The organism is Tranquillimonas alkanivorans (genome assembly GCF_900115595.1).
In the GTDB taxonomy this organism is placed as follows: Bacteria; Pseudomonadota; Alphaproteobacteria; order Rhodobacterales; family Rhodobacteraceae; genus Tranquillimonas; species Tranquillimonas alkanivorans.
Genome location: NZ_FOXA01000011.1, coordinates 42,199 through 58,820 on the forward strand (window position 1 = coordinate 42,199; position 16,622 = coordinate 58,820).

At 68.4% G+C, this 16,622-nt stretch carries 15 protein-coding genes; 6 read left to right on the forward strand and 9 right to left on the reverse strand.

Features of this window, described 5'->3' with window-relative positions; all coding sequences use genetic code 11:
• Positions 1-32: 32 nt before the first annotated feature.
• Both BM162_RS13625 and BM162_RS13630 read right to left on the reverse strand, forming a co-directional pair.
• On the reverse strand, positions 33-1,196 hold the full coding sequence (locus BM162_RS13625) for a M20 aminoacylase family protein (protein WP_093422950.1): 1,164 nt from the start codon (positions 1,194-1,196) through the stop codon (positions 33-35).
• A gap of 9 nt (positions 1,197-1,205) precedes the next feature.
• Positions 1,206-2,570 (reverse strand): NAD(P)/FAD-dependent oxidoreductase, encoded by a 1,365-nt coding sequence (locus BM162_RS13630; protein WP_093422953.1) that lies wholly within the window; start codon positions 2,568-2,570, stop codon positions 1,206-1,208.
• A gap of 178 nt (positions 2,571-2,748) precedes the next feature.
• Between BM162_RS13630 and BM162_RS13635 the strand changes: the two genes are divergently transcribed.
• Positions 2,749-4,176: an MATE family efflux transporter gene (locus BM162_RS13635; RefSeq protein WP_093422956.1), complete on the forward strand. Its 1,428-nt coding sequence runs from the start codon at positions 2,749-2,751 to the stop codon at positions 4,174-4,176.
• A 6-nt stretch (positions 4,177-4,182) separates the two neighbouring features.
• On the opposite strand, the gene BM162_RS13640 is transcribed toward BM162_RS13635, so the two are convergent.
• The 6 genes from BM162_RS13640 to phbB form a co-directional block, all read right to left on the reverse strand.
• On the reverse strand, positions 4,183-5,463 hold the full coding sequence (locus BM162_RS13640) for a DUF3422 family protein (protein ID WP_093422959.1): 1,281 nt from the start codon (positions 5,461-5,463) through the stop codon (positions 4,183-4,185).
• Between the two features lie 143 nt (positions 5,464-5,606).
• Entirely contained in the window at positions 5,607-6,086 is a 480-nt protein-coding gene (locus BM162_RS13645; protein WP_093422962.1) for a phasin family protein, read from the reverse strand.
• Positions 6,087-6,098: 12 nt separating this feature from the next.
• Entirely contained in the window at positions 6,099-7,907 is a 1,809-nt protein-coding gene (gene lpdA / locus BM162_RS13650; protein ID WP_093422964.1) for a dihydrolipoyl dehydrogenase, read from the reverse strand.
• Between the two features lie 10 nt (positions 7,908-7,917).
• On the reverse strand, positions 7,918-9,219 hold the full coding sequence (aceF, locus tag BM162_RS13655; protein ID WP_093422967.1) for a dihydrolipoyllysine-residue acetyltransferase: 1,302 nt from the start codon (positions 9,217-9,219) through the stop codon (positions 7,918-7,920).
• Positions 9,220-9,244: 25 nt separating this feature from the next.
• On the reverse strand, positions 9,245-11,899 hold the full coding sequence (gene aceE, locus BM162_RS13660; RefSeq protein WP_093422970.1) for a pyruvate dehydrogenase (acetyl-transferring), homodimeric type: 2,655 nt from the start codon (positions 11,897-11,899) through the stop codon (positions 9,245-9,247).
• A gap of 10 nt (positions 11,900-11,909) precedes the next feature.
• Positions 11,910-12,635, reverse strand: coding sequence for an acetoacetyl-CoA reductase (gene phbB, locus BM162_RS13665; protein ID WP_093422973.1), 726 nt, complete (start codon positions 12,633-12,635; stop codon positions 11,910-11,912).
• Positions 12,636-12,913: 278 nt separating this feature from the next.
• On the opposite strand from phbB, the gene hisB reads away from it, so the two are divergent.
• Complete coding sequence (gene hisB / locus BM162_RS13670) at positions 12,914-13,501, forward strand: imidazoleglycerol-phosphate dehydratase HisB (protein ID WP_093422976.1); 588 nt, start codon at positions 12,914-12,916, stop codon at positions 13,499-13,501.
• Between the two features lie 4 nt (positions 13,502-13,505).
• Positions 13,506-14,147, forward strand: coding sequence for an imidazole glycerol phosphate synthase subunit HisH (gene hisH / locus BM162_RS13675; protein ID WP_093422979.1), 642 nt, complete (start codon positions 13,506-13,508; stop codon positions 14,145-14,147).
• A gap of 64 nt (positions 14,148-14,211) precedes the next feature.
• On the opposite strand, the gene BM162_RS13680 is transcribed toward hisH, so the two are convergent.
• The gene (locus tag BM162_RS13680; protein WP_093422982.1) at positions 14,212-14,601 is read right to left on the reverse strand and encodes a DUF2147 domain-containing protein; all 390 of its coding nucleotides are present in this window, start codon (positions 14,599-14,601) and stop codon (positions 14,212-14,214) included.
• Between the two features lie 140 nt (positions 14,602-14,741).
• On the opposite strand from BM162_RS13680, the gene hisA reads away from it, so the two are divergent.
• The 3 genes from hisA to BM162_RS13695 are packed head-to-tail and all read left to right on the forward strand — an operon-like array spanning position 14,742 to position 16,569.
• A complete protein-coding gene (hisA, locus tag BM162_RS13685; protein ID WP_093422984.1) occupies positions 14,742-15,461 on the forward strand; it encodes a 1-(5-phosphoribosyl)-5-[(5-phosphoribosylamino)methylideneamino]imidazole-4-carboxamide isomerase in 720 nt (239 codons plus the stop codon).
• A gap of 41 nt (positions 15,462-15,502) precedes the next feature.
• Entirely contained in the window at positions 15,503-16,264 is a 762-nt protein-coding gene (hisF, locus tag BM162_RS13690) for an imidazole glycerol phosphate synthase subunit HisF (protein WP_093422987.1), read from the forward strand.
• Positions 16,261-16,569 (forward strand): phosphoribosyl-ATP diphosphatase, encoded by a 309-nt coding sequence (locus BM162_RS13695; protein ID WP_093422990.1) that lies wholly within the window; start codon positions 16,261-16,263, stop codon positions 16,567-16,569. Before hisF ends, BM162_RS13695 begins: the two co-directional genes overlap by 4 nt.
• Positions 16,570-16,622 lie beyond the last annotated feature (53 nt).

Here is a 16,622-nt window from a genome sequence, read left to right on the forward strand (position 1 = left end):
ACTTTGCAAATCTTCCGCGAAGACTTGCAAACTCAGGCCGCCGGCATCCGCCTCTCAACGATTTCGGCCCACCACGAGCATCCTGCCGGGATGGCGTCGTCGTTGAAGTCGTATTCCGGGTGGTGGACCGATGCGGTGTCGCCGTTGCCCACCAAGATGTAGGCCCCGGGCCGTTCGTTCAGCATGAAGGCGAAGTCCTCGCCGCCCATCACCAGCGGCGCCTCGGCGCAGTCGCCTGCCACGGCGCGCGCGACCTCGGCGGCGAAGTCGGTTTCGGCCGCGCTGTTGCTCATCACCGGATAGTTGCGTTCGTAACGAACTCGCGCAACTGCTCCCATCGCCGCCGCCGTGCCCTCGGCGATGGCGGTCAGGCGGCTCTCGGCCATGTCCTGCACCTTCACGTCGAGCGTCCGCACGGTGCCCTTCAGCCGGACCTTCTGCGGGATCACGTTGAACGCCTTGCTCGACGTCTCGACCGCAGTGACCGACACCACGACCTGCTCGGTCGGATCGGCGTTGCGGCTGGCGATGGACTGAAGCGCCGTGATCACGTGCGCGCTCGTCACCACAGGGTCCACCGTCTCGTGCGGCTTGGCGGCGTGCCCGCCCCGGCCCTCGATCTCGATCTCGAACAGGTCGGTGGCGGCGAAGAACGGCCCCGGCCGGATGGCGAAGGTGCCCAAAGGCACACCGGGCCAGTTGTGCATGCCATAGACCTCCTGGATGCCGAAGCGCTCCATCAACCCGTCGTCGCACATCTCGCGCCCGCCGCCGCCGCCTTCCTCGGCGGGCTGGAAGATGACCACGGCCGTGCCGTCGAAGTTGCGCGTCTCGGCCAGGTACTTCGCCGCACCCAGAAGCATCGCGGTGTGCCCGTCATGTCCGCAGGCGTGCATCGCGCCCTGCGTCTTCGACGCATAGTCCAGCCCCGTCGCCTCTTCGATGGGAAGCGCGTCCATATCCGCGCGCAGGCCGATGACCTTGCCCGAGCTGTCCGACCGCCCCCGGATCACACCAACGACGCCGGTGCGGCCCAGCCCCGTCACGACCTCGTCGCAGCCGAAGTCGCGCAGCTTCTCGGCGACGATGCCGGCGGTGCGGTGGGTGTCGAACAGGATCTCGGGGTGCTGGTGCAGGTCGCGCCGCCAGGCGGTGATCTCGGCGTGCAGGTCGGCGAAGCGGTTCTTCACGGGCATCGGGGTCTCCTAGAGATGCGGGCCGGGCTCGAGCTTGGAGCCATCGGAGAAGCGGGACAGGCGGAAACGGCTCAGGTCGTGCCCCGGGTCGCGATCCATGGCAAGGTCGGCGGCCACCCGGCCGACGCCGGGGCCGATGCCAAAGCCGTGGCCGGACAGGCCGGTGAGGACGACGAGCCCCGGCAGGCTTTCGACGCGGTCGATGACGGGCACGAGGTCGGGCATGGTGTCGATCATCCCGGCCCAGGCCTTCTTCACCTTTACCTCGCCCAACTTCGGGAAGATCCGGGCGAAGCGGTCGGCCACCTCGCGCGCCTTCTTCGCGTTGGGGGTGGGGTCGAGGACGCGCATCCTCTCGAACGGGCTTTCCTCGTCGGCCTCCCACTTGCGCGGGGTGGTCCAGGCATCGGGCCAGCCGCGCGGGGCGGAGAGGCGATAGGAGGTGCCGAAGGGCTCGGCCTTGAGCTGCGGGACGAAGGCGCGCAGCGCGCGGAAGGCGTCGGGGCCGATCCAGAGCTCGTGATAAGACGACGGCGCGAGGTTGTAGCCCCCGTCCATCCTGCGGCGGAAGGCGAGACTGTCGTCGGCGGCGCAGCCCGCGAAGACCTGCGGCAGCGCCTCGGTCGCGGCCACCGTCGAGCGGACCGAGAGCTGCGGAATGTGAACGCCGTGGGCGCGCAGGAACAGCGACGACCACGCCCCGCCGGCGAGCACCACGCGCGGCGCGCGGATGCGCCCCTTCTCGGTCACCACGCCCGCCACCTGCCCCGCCTCGATGTCGAGCCGGCGCACCGCGCAGTCTTCGCACACAGCCACGTCCCGCCGGGCGGCGGCGCGGGCGAGCGCGGGAACCGCCTGCCACGCCTCGGCGCGCATGTCGGTGGGCGTCCACATCGCGCCCTTCCAGTCCTCGGCCGCGTCCGGCAGCATGTCGCGCATCTCGGCGCGGCTCAGCATCCTGGTGCGCAGCCCGTGGGCGCGGGCATGCTCCATCCACGCCTCGTAGCGGGCGAAGTCGGACTCGTTGTTGATGAGATAGACGGTGCCCGTCTCCTGCAGGCCCAGCGGCTCGTTCGTCTCGGACTGGAGCGCGCGCCAGATGCGGTTGGCCTCCATCACCATCGGCAGCTCGTCCGGGTCGCGGCCCTGCTGCCGGATCCAGCCCCAGTTGCGCGACGACTGCTCGCCCGCGATGCGCCCCTTCTCGACCAGCGCGACGCTTTGCCCCGCCTTGGCGGCGAACCAGGCGGTCATCACGCCCGCGACGCCGCCGCCGATGACCACCAGGTCGGCCTGCGCGGGAGGCGCGGCCGTGTGTTCGGCGGGCGTGGCCAGCGTGACGGGACCGGCGGGCGAGGTGAACGGCGCGTTCATGCGCAGCTCCCGCACCAGGGGGCGAGTGGGGGGCTCGGGCGGTTCGTCAAGGTGATCTCGTGGTGCATGGGCGCGAGGGTGTGCCGGGGCCGAGGCAAGGTCAAGGCCGCCCGGGCCCCGCGTTGACATCGCGCCGCCTGCGCTATCTGCCCGACGATCAGCGAAGAGAGGGAGGCACATGGCCGACGGCACGCGCGATCTGACCACGGGCTCGGTCCGGAGGGGCGTGCTGGCGGTGTCGGCGCCGATGTCGCTGGGCATCTTCGGCGTGCTCTCGGTCGGTATCGCCGACGCCTACTTCCTGGGCCGCGTGGGCGAGACCGAGCTCGCCGCCGTCGGCTACATCTATCCCGTCACCACCGCCGTCACGTCGCTGTCCATCGGCCTGTCCGCCGGCGCCAACGCCGCGCTGAGCCAGAGCATCGGGCGCGGCGACGGGGACGAGACGACGGACCGCAAGGCGCTGCACGCCTTCGGCTTCGGCGCACTTCTGGGGATCGCCGTCGCGGTCCTGCTGTGGCTGTCTATTGGCCCGCTCTTCCGCGCGATCGGCGCGGGCGAGGACGCGATGACGGAGGTCGCCGCCTACATGAACTGGTGGTGCCTGTCCTTCCCGTTCCTCGTCGCCACGATGATCGTGAACGCGATCTTCCGGGCCCACGGCGACGGGACGACCTCGGCCGCTTTCCTGGTGGCGACGGCGGTGCTGAACATCGCGCTCGACCCGCTGCTGATCTTCGGGCTGTGGATCGTGCCGCAGATGGGCACCGGCGGCGCGGCGCTGGCCACGGCCATAGCGCGGATCGCGACGCTTGTGGGCGCGGTGCTCTGGGCGCGGCGGCGCGGGCACCTGCGGCTGTGCGGAGCGCCCCTGCGCGACGTCTGGGGTTCGCTGCGCGAGATCATGCAAGTCGGGCTGCCGGCTGCCTTCTCGAACGCGATCAACCCCGCCGGCATGGCCTTCGTCACCGCCGCCGTCGCCACGCTGGGCGCGACCGCAGTGGCGGGCTTTGGCGCGGCAACGCGGGTGCAGAGCCTGGCCATCGTGCCGATGCTGGCGCTCTCGGCGGGGATCGGGCCTGTCGTCGGTCAGAACTGGGGCGCCGAGGCACACGACCGCGTGCACCGGGCGGTGCGCTTCACCTTCCGCCTGTGCCTGGGCTACGGGCTGGGCGTGGGGGCGTTGCTGTTCATGCTGGCCGACCAGATCGGCGGGCTCATCGCCTCGGGCGAAGACGACGCGGCCTACACGGCCGAATACCTGCGCGTCGTGGGCTGGTCGCTGTTCGGCTACGGCGTGCTGGTGACCGGCAACGCCGCGATGAACGCCCGCAGCCGGGCGGTATGGTCGATGGGGCTGAGCCTGTCGCGCATCCTGCTGGTCTATGTCCCGCTCGCCTGGGTCGGGGTGTGGACCATGGGCTTCACCGGGATCGTGGCGGCGGCGGCGCTGGCGAACGTGCTGGCGGCCTGGGGCGCTCTGGTGGCGTGCCGGGCGGTCGGGCTTCTGGACGGGCAGACGCGCGTGGTGGACGCTCCGGCGGACAAACTGAGCGACAAGGCCGCGCGCCTGCACCAGCAGGCCGAGGCGATGCGCATCCACTGACGTGCCCTACTCTACCGCCCGCCGGATACGCCGCAGCATGAGCCAGACCGCCAGCACGACCACCGGCGTCAGGATCGCGGTGCCCAGCGGCTTCGGGACCCCCAGCGGCGCCATCACCGGGTACGCGGCATAGGCCGCGAGGTTCACGGCGTAGTAGCTGATTGCGACGACCGACAGCCCCTCGACCGTTCGTTGCAGGCGCAACTGCAGGTCGGCGCGCTTGTCCATGCTTTCGAGCAGCTTCTGGTTCTGCGCCGACCGCTCGACGTCCACCTGCGTTCGCAGAAGGTTTCCGGCGCGGATCGCCCTCTCGTCCATCTCATGCAGACGCTTCTCGGTCGCCTTGACGGTGCGCATGGCCGGGTCGAAGCGGCGCATCATGAACTCGGCGAAGGTCTGGCGGCCCTCGAACCGTTCCTCGCGCAGGACGCCGACGCGCTGGTTTACGATGGCCTCGTACGCGCCCGTCGCGCCGAAGCGGAACGAGGTCCGGGCCAGCAGCCGCTCGAGTTCCGCCGAGACCGACAGGAGACCCTTGAGCGTGGCGTCCGGGCGCGGCACGTCGCCCGTCATCTCGGACATCAGCGACGACAATTCGCGGTCGATGTCGCCCATGCGCGGGCCCAGTTCGCGCGCGCGGAAAAGGCCGAGCATCGACATCGCCTTGTAGGTCTCGATCTCGCACAGGCGTTGCACCACCCGCCCGATCCGGCGCGATCCGCAGTCGGGCTGGACGAAGACGGCCATGCGCAAGTGCCCGGCCGCGTCGATGCGGAAATCGCCCGCGATGATCGCGCTGTCGTCGAGTACGCGGCTGACGGCCAGGCTTTCGGGCACGAACCAGTCGTCGATCTTGCGCTTCATCGCCTCGATCTCGGACACGACCTCGACCCGGATCAGGGCCGAGGTGATGCGCGCGCCGGGCGCGTCGCTCAGCCATCCGTCGGGAAAGACCTCGAACATCGCGGGGTCGAAGGGCCGGTCGGCCACGCCGTTTCCGAAGATGGTGTAGGTGACGAACTCGGTGTGCTGCTCCCACTTGAGCTCGTACTTGCCCAGCCGCCCGAAATAGTGCGTCGCGCCGGGCTGCGGGTGCTGCGCGCCGAAGCGGTCGAGCAAAGCGATCAGGTGCGCGCGGTCGGCCTCGCGGTCACGGTTGGCGGCATCGTGCGGCTGCTTGATGGCGAGGTAAGCGGCGAAACACGGCGCGTCGAGCGACGGGAAGGGCCGCGCATGCAGCTCGTTGGCAAGCGTGTAGCGCAGGGGGTGATCGGCGACGGGGCTCATCAGAGGGCTGTCCGGGGCTGCTGCGTTGCAGCGCAGACTAGCGGCACAGGCCCGTCGCGGGAACAGGAAAGTTCAGGGAAATCCGCAGCTTGCGGGTACACCACGGTGTACCGGGGCGGATAGCGCCGCCCCGGCCCGCAGCCTCAGCCCTTCTTGGGCGGCTGCTGCTTCTGCATCTTGTCGACGGCCTCGTTCACCTGATCGCGCACGGTGTTGAAGGCGTCTTCGTTCGCCTCGCGCGTGGCCTCGGCGAGCTTGCGCATCAGGCGCAGCGCTTCCTCGACTGCCTCGCTCATCGCCTTGGTCTTGGCGGTCATCTGCTCTGGGCCGGCGGTATCCTCGGCCCATTCGTATTGCTGGCGCGCGGCGAGGGTGAGCTTCCCAAAGATCTCCATCTGCTTGTCCAGCAGGTCCTTGTAGGCTTCGGCGGCGGCCTTGTTGGCCTCGACCATCGCGTCGAAGTTGCGCTGGTTCGACTTGATGATCGATTCCATGTCGAACATGTCGCCCTTGGGCGGCTGGAACATGTTGAACATCATCTGAGGGTTCCACATCCGGGCGATCTGCTCGGGGTCGAACGCCTTCATCATCTCGTTGATGTCCCAGGGATTCTTGGTGGACATGACCGGTCTCCTTCAGTGGCGTTTCTTCGGCGGCATCAGGTCGGTGATTGTACCCTCGAACATCTCGGCCGCGAAATTAACCGTTTCGGACAGCGTCGGGTGCGGGTGGATGGTGTGACCGAGGTCGACGGCGTCCGATCCCATCTCGATCGCAAGCGCGACCTCGGAGATCAGGTCGCCGGCGTTGGTGCCGACGATGGCGCCGCCGATCACGCGGTCGTCCTCGGGATCGAAGAGAAGCTTGGTCATCCCCTCCGACCGCCCGTTCGACAGCGCCCGGCCCGAGGCCGCCCAGGGGAACACGCCCTTGGCGTACTTGACGCCCTGCGCCTTCGCTTCGGTCTCGGTAAGGCCGCACCAGGCGACCTCGGGGTCGGTATAGGCGACCGAGGGGATCACGCGGGCGTCGAAGGCGCGGGCGTTGCCGGCGGCGACTTCCGCCGCGACCTTGCCCTCGTGCACGGCCTTGTGGGCGAGCATCGGCTGGCCCACCACGTCGCCGATGGCGAAGATGTGGCTCAGCCCCGTGCGCTGCTGGTGGTCCACGGCGATGAAGCCGCGTTCGTCCACCGCGACGCCCGCCTTCTCGGCATCGATCAGCTTGCCGTTCGGGCGGCGGCCGACCGAGACGAGCACTTTGTCGAACGTGTCGGTCGAAGTCTCGCCCTTCTCGTCCTCGAAGGTGACCTTCAGCCCCTTCTTCTGCGCCTCGACATTCGTGACCTTGGTCTTGAGCAGGATGTTGTCATAGCGCTTGCCCACACGGGCGGCGAGCGGCTTGACCACGTCCTTGTCCGCGCCGGGCATGAGCTGGTCCATCAGCTCGACCACGGTGATCTGCGAGCCGAGCGCATCATAGACGCAGGCCATCTCGAGTCCGATGATGCCGCCGCCGAGGATCAGCATCTTCTTGGGGATGTCCTTGAGTTCGAGCGCGCCGGTGGAGTCGATCACCCGCTCGTCGTCATGCGGGATGAAGGGCAGTTCGACCGGCTCGGACCCGGCGGCGATGATGCACTGGTCGAAACTGACGGTTTTCGCGCCTTCCTCCGCCTCGACCTCGATCATGTTGGGGCCGGTGAACTTGCCGTAGCCGTTCACCACCTCGACCTTGCGCTGCTTGGCCAGCCCGTTCAGCCCGCCGGTCAGCTGCTTGACGACCGAATCCTTCCAGGCGCGCACCTCGTCGATGTCGATCTTGGGCTTGCCAAAGCTTACGCCGTGACTGCCCATCTCGTCGGCGTCGGTGATGACCTTCGCCACGTGGAGCAGCGCCTTGGACGGAATGCAGCCGACGTTCAGGCAGACGCCGCCGAGGGTGGAATAACGCTCGATCAGCACGACCTTCTTGCCCAGGTCGGCGGCCCGGAACGCGGCGGAATAGCCGCCGGGGCCGGAGCCCAGCACGACGACCTCGCCATGCACGTCACCCTTGCCGCTGGCGCCGCCGGTCGGCTGCACCGCCTTCGGCGCGTCTTGCGCCCGCCCGTCGCGGTCGCCGTATCCCGCCTGCGCCGCAGCGTGCGAGCCGCCGCCCGGCTGCGCGCTGTCCGCCTGCTTCGGCTTCTCCTCCTTCGGCGCGTCGCCCGCGCCTTCCTCTTCGAGGATCAGGATCAGCGATCCTTCGGAGACCTTGTCGCCCTCCGCAACCTTGATCTCCTTCACCGTTCCGGCGGCGGGGCTCGGGACCTCCATCGTCGCCTTGTCGGATTCCAGCTCGATCAGCGGGTCTTCTTTGGCGATGGTGTCGCCCGGCGAGACCAGGATGCTGACCACGGGCACGTCGGTGAAGTCACCGATGTCGGGAACCTTTACGTCCATGTCGCCCCCCTTACAGCATCAGCCGGCGCACGTCGCCGAGCAGGTGTTTCAGGGTCGCGCAGAACCGTGCGGCGAGCGCCCCGTCGATGGCCCGGTGGTCATAGGACAGCGACATCGGCAGCATGTTGCGCGGCACGAACTGCTCTCCATCCCAGACCGGCGCCATCTTCGACCGCGTGAGGCCCAGGATCGCCACCTCGGGTGCGTTGACGATGGGCGTGAAGCTGGTCCCGCCGATCCCGCCGAGCGACGAGATGGTGAAGGACGCGCCCTGCATGTCCTGGCTTTTCAGCTTGCCCTCGCGCGCGGCCGAGGACAGATCGCCCAGCTCTTTCGAGATCTCGACGATCCCCTTGCGGTCGGCATCCTTGATCACCGGCACCACGAGGCCCTGGGGCGTGTCGGCGGCGAAGCCGATGTGGTAGTAGCCTTTCCTGATCAGCTTGTCGCCGTCGGGGTGGATCGAGGAGTTGACCTCCCAGTGCTTCTTCAGGGCGCTGACGGACGCCTTGATGATGAAGGACAGAAGCGTGACGCGGTAGCCTTCCTCCTTCGCCGCGGTGTCGAGCTCCTTGCGGTACTTGTCGAGCTCGGTGATGTCCGCCTCTTCGTTGTGGGTGACGTGCGGCACGTTCAGCCACGAACGGTGCAGAGCGGGGCCCGAGATCTTCTTGATCCGGCTCATCTCCACGTCCTCGACGGGGCCGAACTTCGAGAAGTCGACCGCCGGGACGGGCGGGATGCCCATGCCGCCCTGCGCGCCGCCACCGGCCGCGGCGGGCGCGGATTGCGACTTGTAGAACTTGGTCACGTCCTCGCGCAGGATGCGGCCCTTGCGGCCCGAGCCGTTTACCTGCGCCAGGTCCACGCCCAGGGTCCGGGCGAAGGCGCGCACGGACGGCGAGGCATGCACGCGGCCGAAGCCCGCGTCGGTCACCGTGGGCGCGGGCGCGTTCGGCGCAGGCTGCGTCGGCTGCTTTGGCGCCTCCTGCTTCGCCGGTTCCTCCTTCGCGGGCTCGGAGCGGGTGTGCTCCTTGTCCTTCTTCTCGGGCGCGTCGGCGTCGCTGCCCGCGACGTCGCCTTCCTCGATGATCAGGATCAGGGACCCTTGCGAGACCTTGTCGCCCTCCGAAACCTTGATCTCCTTGACCGTGCCCGAGGCGGAGGACGGCACCTCCATCGTCGCCTTGTCGGACTCCAACTCGATCAGCGGGTCCTCTTCCTTAACGCTGTCGCCCACGCCGACGAGAATGTTGATCACCGGGACATCGGTGAAGTCGCCGATGTCCGGCACTTTCACTTCGGTTGCCATACTCTCTTCCCTCTCGTTCCGCGCGTCACACCAGCCGCGGGTTCGGCTTTTCGCCGTCTATGTTGTACTTCTTCAGCGCCTTCTCGACGTCGCCCTTGCTCACCGCGCCCTGGCGATAAAGCTCCACCATTGCCGCGGCGGCGATGTGGTTGGCGTCGACCTCGAAGAACCGGCGCAGGTTTTCGCGGCTGTCCGAGCGGCCGAAGCCGTCGGTGCCCAGCACCGTCATCGGCTGCTCGACGAATCCGCGCACCTGTTCGGCGAAGTTCTTCATGTAGTCGGTCGCGACGACGATCGGCCCCTTCGCACCCTTCAGCGCCTCGGTGATATACGGCACCTTTGGCTCCGAGAGCGGGTTCAGCCGGTTCCAGCGGGCGCAGTCCTGCCCGTCGCGGGCCAGTTCGTTGAAGCTGGTGGCCGACCAAAGGTCCGAGGTGACGCCGAAATCCTCCTTCAGCATGTCGGCGGCCTTGACCGCCTGCATCAGGATCGTGCCCGAGCCCATCAGGTTCACGTGCTTCTTGCCCGGCTTCTGGGTCTTCTGGAAGCGGTGCAGCCCCCGGATGATCCCCTCTTCCGCGCCCATCGGCATGTCGGGGTGGGCGTAGTTCTCGTTCATCAGGGTCAGATAGAAATAGACGTCCTCCTGATCCTGGAACATCCGCTTGAGCCCGTGCTGCACGATCACCGCGACCTCGTACTGGAAGGTCGGGTCGTAGCTGATGCAGTTCGGCACGGTCGATGCCAGGATGTGGCTGTGCCCGTCTTCGTGCTGCAGCCCCTCGCCGTTCAGCGTGGTGCGCCCGGCGGTGCCACCCAGCAGGAAGCCGCGCGCCCGGCTGTCGCCCGCGGCCCAGGCCAAGTCACCGATCCGCTGGAAGCCGAACATAGAGTAGTAGATGTAGAACGGGATCATCGGCACGCCGTGGTTGGAATACGACGTCGCCGCCGCAATCCAGTCGGCCATCGCGCCGGCCTCGTTGATGCCCTCCTGCAGCACCTGGCCGTCCTTGCTTTCCTTGTAGAACAGCATCTGGTCGGCGTCGGCGGGGGTATAGGTCTGGCCCAGCGGGTTGTAGATGCCGACCGAACGGAACAGCCCCTCCATCCCGAAGGTGCGGCTTTCGTCGGGCACGATGGGCACGACGCGGTCGCCGATCTTCTTGTCGCGCAACAGCGCGGTGAGGATGCGGACGAAGGCCATCGTGGTCGAGATCTCGCGCTCGCCCGTGCCCTTGAGCTGCTGGTCGAACTTGTCGAGCTCCGGCACCTCGAGCGAGGGCGCATCGGTGAAGCGCTTGGGGAACGGCCCGCCCAGAGCCTTGCGCTTGTCGGCCAGATAGGCCTTCTGGGCGTTGTTCAGCGCCACGAAGGGCGCCTTGGGCAGGTCTTCGTCCGACACCGGAATCTTGAACCTGTCGCGCATGGCGCGCAGCTGATCCTCGGCCATCTTCTTCTGCTGGTGGGTGGTGTTCTGGCCCTCGCCGGCCGTGCCCATCCCATAGCCCTTGACCGTCTTGACCAGCAGGCAGGTCGGCTGGCCCGTCACTTCGGTCGCGCGCTTGAAGGCGGTATAGACCTTCTGGCTGTCGTGGCCCCCGCGGCGCAGGTTCCAGATCTCGTCGTCGGACATGTCTTCGACCAGAGCGGCCGTCTCGGGATACTTGCCGAAGAAATGCTCGCGGATATAGGCGCCGTCCTTGGACTTGAACGTCTGGTAGTCGCCGTCCACCGTCTCGTCCATCAGCTGGCGCAGGCGGCCCGAGGTGTCTTTCTCGAGCAGTTCGTCCCAGCCGCGGCCCCAGAGCAGCTTGATCACCTCCCAGCCCGAGCCGCGGAACGCGCCTTCGAGCTCCTGCACGATCTTGCCGTTGCCGCGCACCGGCCCGTCGAGCCGCTGGAGGTTGCAGTTGATCACGAAGATCAGGTTGTCGAGCTTCTCGCGCGCGGCGAGGCTGATGGCGCCCAGGCTCTCGGGCTCGTCCATCTCGCCGTCGCCGAGGAAGCACCAGACCTTGCGGTCCGACTTCTCGATCAGGCCGCGGTTCTCCATGTATTTCATGAATCGCGCCTGGTACACGGCCATGATCGGGCCAAGCCCCATGCTGACCGTCGGGAACTGCCAGTAATCCGGCATCAGCCACGGGTGCGGATAGGACGACAACCCGCCGCCCCCGACCTCGGAGCGGAAGTTCTCGAGCTGCTCTTCGCTGATCCGGCCCTCCATGAAGGACCGGGCATAGATGCCGGGCACCACGTGGCCCTGGAAGAAGACGAGGTCACCCCCGTGGATCGCGGACTTCGCGCGCCAGAAGTGGTTGAGCCCGGTGTCGTACATCGCCGCCGAGGACGCGAACGACGCGATGTGCCCGCCGTATTCGCTGCTTTCCTTGTTGCGGCGCACGACGGTGGCCATCGCGTTCCAGCGGTTGATCGCCCGGATCCGCCCTTCCATCTCCACGTCCCCCGGGATCTCCAGCAGGTCGTCCGAGGGGATCGTGTTCTGGTAGGGCGTGGTGGCCGAGAACGGCAGCGTCGCGCCCGCCGCGCGCGCCTGCTGGACGGCCTTGTCCAGCAGGTAATGCGCCCGGTCCGGCCCGTCGCGGGCGATCACGTCCTCGACCGCCTCCTGCCATTCCTGCGACTCGATCGGGTCGATGTCGGGGGTGCCGTCTTTCATGTCGACTCCTTCAGACGAAGAACTGTGCGCCGTTCGCGCTGAGCGTGCTGCCCGAGATGAAGCCCGCGTCGTCCGAGGCAAGGAAGACGACGCAGCGCGCGATCTCTTCCGGCTCGCCCAGACGGCCCACCGGGATCTGCGGGATGATCTTCTCGTTCAGGACCTTCTCGTCGATCTTCTTGACCATCTCGGTGGCGATGTAGCCGGGGCAGATGGCGTTGACCGTGATCCCGGCGCGCGCGCCTTCCTGCGCCAGCGCCTTGGTGAAGCCCAGGTCGCCGGACTTGGCGGCGGAATAGTTCGCCTGCCCCGCCTGGCCCTTCTGACCGTTGATCGACGAGATGGTGATGACCCGCCCGAACTTGCGCTCGCGCATCCCCGGCCAGACCGGATGGGTCATGTTGAAGACGCCGTTGAGGTTGGTGTCGATGACTTCGCGCCACTGCTCGGGCGTCATGCGGTGGAACATGGCGTCGCGCGTGATCCCGGCGTTGTTCACCAGAACCTCGACCGGGCCGAGGTCGGCCTCGACCTGCGCCGCGCCCTCCTTGCAGGCGTCGTAGTCGGCCACCGACCACTTGTACGCCTTGATCCCGGTCTCTTCGGTGAACGCCGCGGCGGCCTCGTCGTTGCCGGCGTAGTTCGCCGCCACCGAGTATCCCGCCTCTTTAAGCGCCACCGAGATCGCGGCGCCGATGCCGCGGGTGCCGCCGGTGACCAATGCTACACGTGCCATTGTCCTGTCTCCTCCACTGTTTGCCCCGGCCGGGCCGGTCCATCCTCTCGGCTCCCTAACGGAAGCGTGAACCCGGCCGGCCTGCTTTTTATGCAACGCTGCCATGCAACTGCGGCGTTGCACGGGGCTGCGGCCTCCCTCACGCCGTCACGTGTTCCGCAAGACCCCTGCGTCAAGTAGGGCACGTTTGCCCGACGCGGCGCAAGGCCCGCGCGGCGGCGCCCTTCCCTTGCGCCATTCCCCCGCCTATACGGGCGGCGAACGATCCGGGGACCGACATGCGCACCGCCTCCATCACCCGCACCACCGCCGAGACCGACATCTCGGTCGAGGTCAATCTCGACGGCACCGGCGCCTACGACAACGCGACCGGCGTGGGCTTCTTCGACCACATGCTCGACCAGCTGTCGCGCCACGCGATGATCGACATGACCGTCCGGGCGAAGGGCGATTTGCAAATCGACGACCACCACACGGTCGAGGATACCGGCATCGCGCTCGGCCAGGCCCTGCGCGACGCGGTGGGCGACAAGCGCGGCATCCGGCGCTACGGCGAATGCCACCTGCCCATGGACGACACGCTCGTGCGCGCCGCGCTCGACCTTTCGGGGCGGCCCTGGCTGGGCTGGGACGTGGCGATGACGTCGCCGAAGATCGGCACCTTCGACACCGAGCTCGTGCGCGAGTTCTTCCAGGCGCTGTCCACCCACGGCGGGATCACCCTGCACGTGGACCTGATCCGCGGCGTGAACGCCCACCACATCGCCGAGGCGGCATTCAAGGCCGTCGCCCGAGCCCTGCGCATGGCGGTCGAGCCCGACCCGCGCGCCGAAGGCGCTTTGCCCTCGACCAAGGGAGCGCTGTGAGCCGATGCTGACGGTTCTGATCGACTACGAATCCGGCAACCTGCACTCGGCCGATAAGGCGTTCCAGCGCATGGCGCGCGAAACCGGCGGCGGCGAGGTGCTGGTCTCGGCGAAGCCCGAGGACGTTCTGCGCGCCGACCGCGTGGTGCTGCCCGGCGACGGCGCCTTCCCAGCCTGCCGCGCCGCGCTGATGAACGACCGCGCCGCCCTGCACGAGGCGCTGCTCGAGGCGGTCGAGGTCAAGGGCCGCCCGTTCCTCGGCATCTGCGTGGGCATGCAGCTCATGGCGACGATGGGCCGCGAATACGAGGACGTGCAGGGCCTCGACTGGATCGCGGGCGAGGTCGTGCGCATCACGCCCTCGGACCCGAAGCTCAAGGTCCCGCACATGGGCTGGAACGACCTGGTGATCGACCAGGCGCACCCGGTCCTCGACGGGATCGCGACGGGCGATCACGCCTATTTCGTGCACTCCTACCAGATGCGCGTGACGCATCCCGACGACCTGCTGGCCCACTGCGACTACGGCGGCGACGTCACCGCCATCGTCGGCAACGCCAACCGCGTCGGCACCCAGTTCCACCCGGAAAAAAGCCAGAGCGCAGGCCTGCGCCTGATCGCCAACTTCCTGCACTGGACGCCCTGACACGGGGCCAAAATCCTTCAGAAGGTTTCTGGGAAGGCTCTTGAGAAGAGCCTTCCCGCCAGCGTCACTGGAGTCGCACCCAGTCCTGCGACGAACACAGCAGCCCGCCCGCGATACACCCGCGCAGCTCCAGCCGGTCGCCGCTCAGGTCCATCTTGCCGTGATAGATCTTGCCGTTCGACGGCCGCCAGACGCGCCCCTTGTAGTGGCCGTTCCCCTCCGGCGTCATCCCGATCACCAGCGTCTTGCCCAGGTTCGGCGACTGGTACTCGCCGCTCGCGTTGAAGGTCCGCGCGATCACGCCGCAGACCTGCCCCTCGCCGCAGGGCACCATCTTCACATGGGCATAGGCGCCGTCGTCCGGCTCGGTCTGCCACATCCCCTCGGCCGGGTCGGCGGCGGCCGGTCCGGCCAATGCGATGGCGGCGCAGGCCGCCGCAAGGTACTTCTTCATGCCTGTCCTCCCTTGACGCGCCGATCCTGCGGGGCAGCCGCCGCACCGGGCAAGCGTGACGTTGGGTTCCGCGGCGGGCTTGAGGTCCCCCGCCTTTGCGGGCAGAACGCGCGCGACCGCTTCGCAGGAAAGGCCGTGCCATGATCCTCTATCCCGCTATCGACCTTAAGGACGGCCAGTGCGTCCGCCTGCTGCGCGGCGAAATGGAGGCCGCCACGGTCTTCAACGACGACCCCGCCGCACAGGCCCGCGCCTTCCAGGACGCGGGCTGCGAATGGCTGCACCTCGTCGACCTCAACGGCGCCTTCGCCGGCCGCCCCGTGAACGCCGACGCCGTCGGGTCGATCCTGGCGAACGTCACCGTTCCCGCCCAGCTCGGCGGCGGCATCCGCGACATGGCGACCATCGAGACCTGGCTCGACAAGGGCCTCGCCCGCGTGATCCTGGGCACCGTCGCCGTCGAGAACCCGGACCTGGTGCGAGAGGCCGCCCGCGCCTTCCCCGGCAAGGTCGCCGTGGGCATCGACGCCCGCGCCGGAAAGGTCGCGACCCGCGGCTGGGCCGACACCACCGAGGTCGAAGCCACCGACCTCGCCCGCAGCTTCGAGGACGCGGGCGTGGCCGCCATCATCTACACCGACATCGACCGCGACGGCGCGATGGGCGGCCCCAACATCCCCGCGACCGAGGCGCTGGCCCGCGCCGTGCGCATCCCCGTGATCGCCTCGGGCGGCGTCTCGTCGCTCGAGGACCTCAAGGCGCTCAAGGCCACCGGCGCGATCTCAGGCGCGATCTCGGGCCGCGCGCTCTATGACGGCGCGCTCGACCTGCGCGCGGCGCTGGCGGAACTGAAGGACTAGGGCTCTGGCCCCCGTGCCCCGAACGGCCTAGGACGGTACACATGCTGAAGACCCGCATCATCCCCTGCCTCGACGTGGCCGACGGCCGCGTGGTCAAGGGCGTCAACTTCGTCGACCTGCGCGACGCGGGCGATCCGGTGGACGCCGCGCGCGCCTATGACGCTGCCGGGGCCGACGAGCTCTGCTTCCTCGACATCCACGCCACGCACGAAAACCGCGGCACGATGTACGACCTTGCCACCCGCACGGCCGAGGCCTGCTTCATGCCGCTGACCATCGGCGGCGGCGTGCGCACGGTGGACGACGTGCGCAACCTGCTTCTGGCCGGGGCCGACAAGGTCAGCTTCAACTCCGCCGCCGTGGCCGATCCCGACGTGGTCGCCCGCGCGGCCGAGCGCTTCGGCTCGCAGTGCATCGTGGTGGCCATCGACGCCAAGACCGTCGCGCCCGGCAAGTGGGAGATCTTCACCCACGGCGGCCGCAAGCCCACCGGCATCGACGCGGTCGAGTTCGCCCGCACGGTCGAGGCCAAGGGCGCCGGGGAAATCCTGCTCACCTCGATGGACCGCGACGGCACGCGCTCGGGCTTCAACCTGCCGCTCACCCGCGCCATCTCGGACGCGGTGTCGGTGCCGGTCATCGCCTCGGGCGGCGTCGGCACGCTCGATCACCTGGTCGAGGGCGTGACCGAAGGGGGCGCGAGCGCGGTGCTCGCCGCCTCGATCTTCCACTTCGGCGAATTCACCATCGGCGAGGCCAAGGCCCACATGGCCGCCGCCGGCATCCCCGTGAGGCTGACATGAGCGTGCTCGACCGTCTCGCCGCCACCGTCGAGTCCCGCAAGGGCGCGGATCCCGACAGCTCCTGGACCGCCAAGCTGCTGGCCAAGGGTCCCGAGAAGGCCGCCGAGAAGTTCGGCGAGGAAGCCGTGGAGGCCATCATCGAGGCGGTGAAGGGCGACCGCGCGCGTCTCACCTCCGAGGCCGCCGACGTGCTCTACCACCTCCTCGTCATGCTCGCCGCCCGCGACGTGCCGCTGTCGGACGTGCTGGCCGAGTTGGAGCGCCGCGAGGGCACGTCGGGAATCGCCGAGAAGGCGTCGCGCTAGCCGCCACGCCCCCGGTCCGTTGCATCTGTAACTGTTGCACCTGCAACCAACGG

Bases quoted from the DNA above. Each gene is read 5' to 3' on its own strand.
- BM162_RS13625 (WP_093422950.1), bottom strand. From the start codon at position 1,196: ATGCCCGTGAAGAACCGCTTCGCCGACCTGCACGCCGAGATCACCGCC.
- BM162_RS13630 (WP_093422953.1), bottom strand. From the start codon at position 2,570: ATGAACGCGCCGTTCACCTCGCCCGCCGGTCCCGTCACGCTGGCCACG.
- BM162_RS13635 (WP_093422956.1), top strand. From the start codon at position 2,749: ATGGCCGACGGCACGCGCGATCTGACCACGGGCTCGGTCCGGAGGGGC.
- BM162_RS13640 (WP_093422959.1), bottom strand. From the start codon at position 5,463: ATGAGCCCCGTCGCCGATCACCCCCTGCGCTACACGCTTGCCAACGAG.
- BM162_RS13645 (WP_093422962.1), bottom strand. From the start codon at position 6,086: ATGTCCACCAAGAATCCCTGGGACATCAACGAGATGATGAAGGCGTTC.
- lpdA (WP_093422964.1), bottom strand. From the start codon at position 7,907: ATGGACGTAAAGGTTCCCGACATCGGTGACTTCACCGACGTGCCCGTG.
- aceF (WP_093422967.1), bottom strand. From the start codon at position 9,219: ATGGCAACCGAAGTGAAAGTGCCGGACATCGGCGACTTCACCGATGTC.
- aceE (WP_093422970.1), bottom strand. From the start codon at position 11,899: ATGAAAGACGGCACCCCCGACATCGACCCGATCGAGTCGCAGGAATGG.
- phbB (WP_093422973.1), bottom strand. From the start codon at position 12,635: ATGGCACGTGTAGCATTGGTCACCGGCGGCACCCGCGGCATCGGCGCC.
- hisB (WP_093422976.1), top strand. From the start codon at position 12,914: ATGCGCACCGCCTCCATCACCCGCACCACCGCCGAGACCGACATCTCG.
- hisH (WP_093422979.1), top strand. From the start codon at position 13,506: ATGCTGACGGTTCTGATCGACTACGAATCCGGCAACCTGCACTCGGCC.
- BM162_RS13680 (WP_093422982.1), bottom strand. From the start codon at position 14,601: ATGAAGAAGTACCTTGCGGCGGCCTGCGCCGCCATCGCATTGGCCGGA.
- hisA (WP_093422984.1), top strand. From the start codon at position 14,742: ATGATCCTCTATCCCGCTATCGACCTTAAGGACGGCCAGTGCGTCCGC.
- hisF (WP_093422987.1), top strand. From the start codon at position 15,503: ATGCTGAAGACCCGCATCATCCCCTGCCTCGACGTGGCCGACGGCCGC.
- BM162_RS13695 (WP_093422990.1), top strand. From the start codon at position 16,261: ATGAGCGTGCTCGACCGTCTCGCCGCCACCGTCGAGTCCCGCAAGGGC.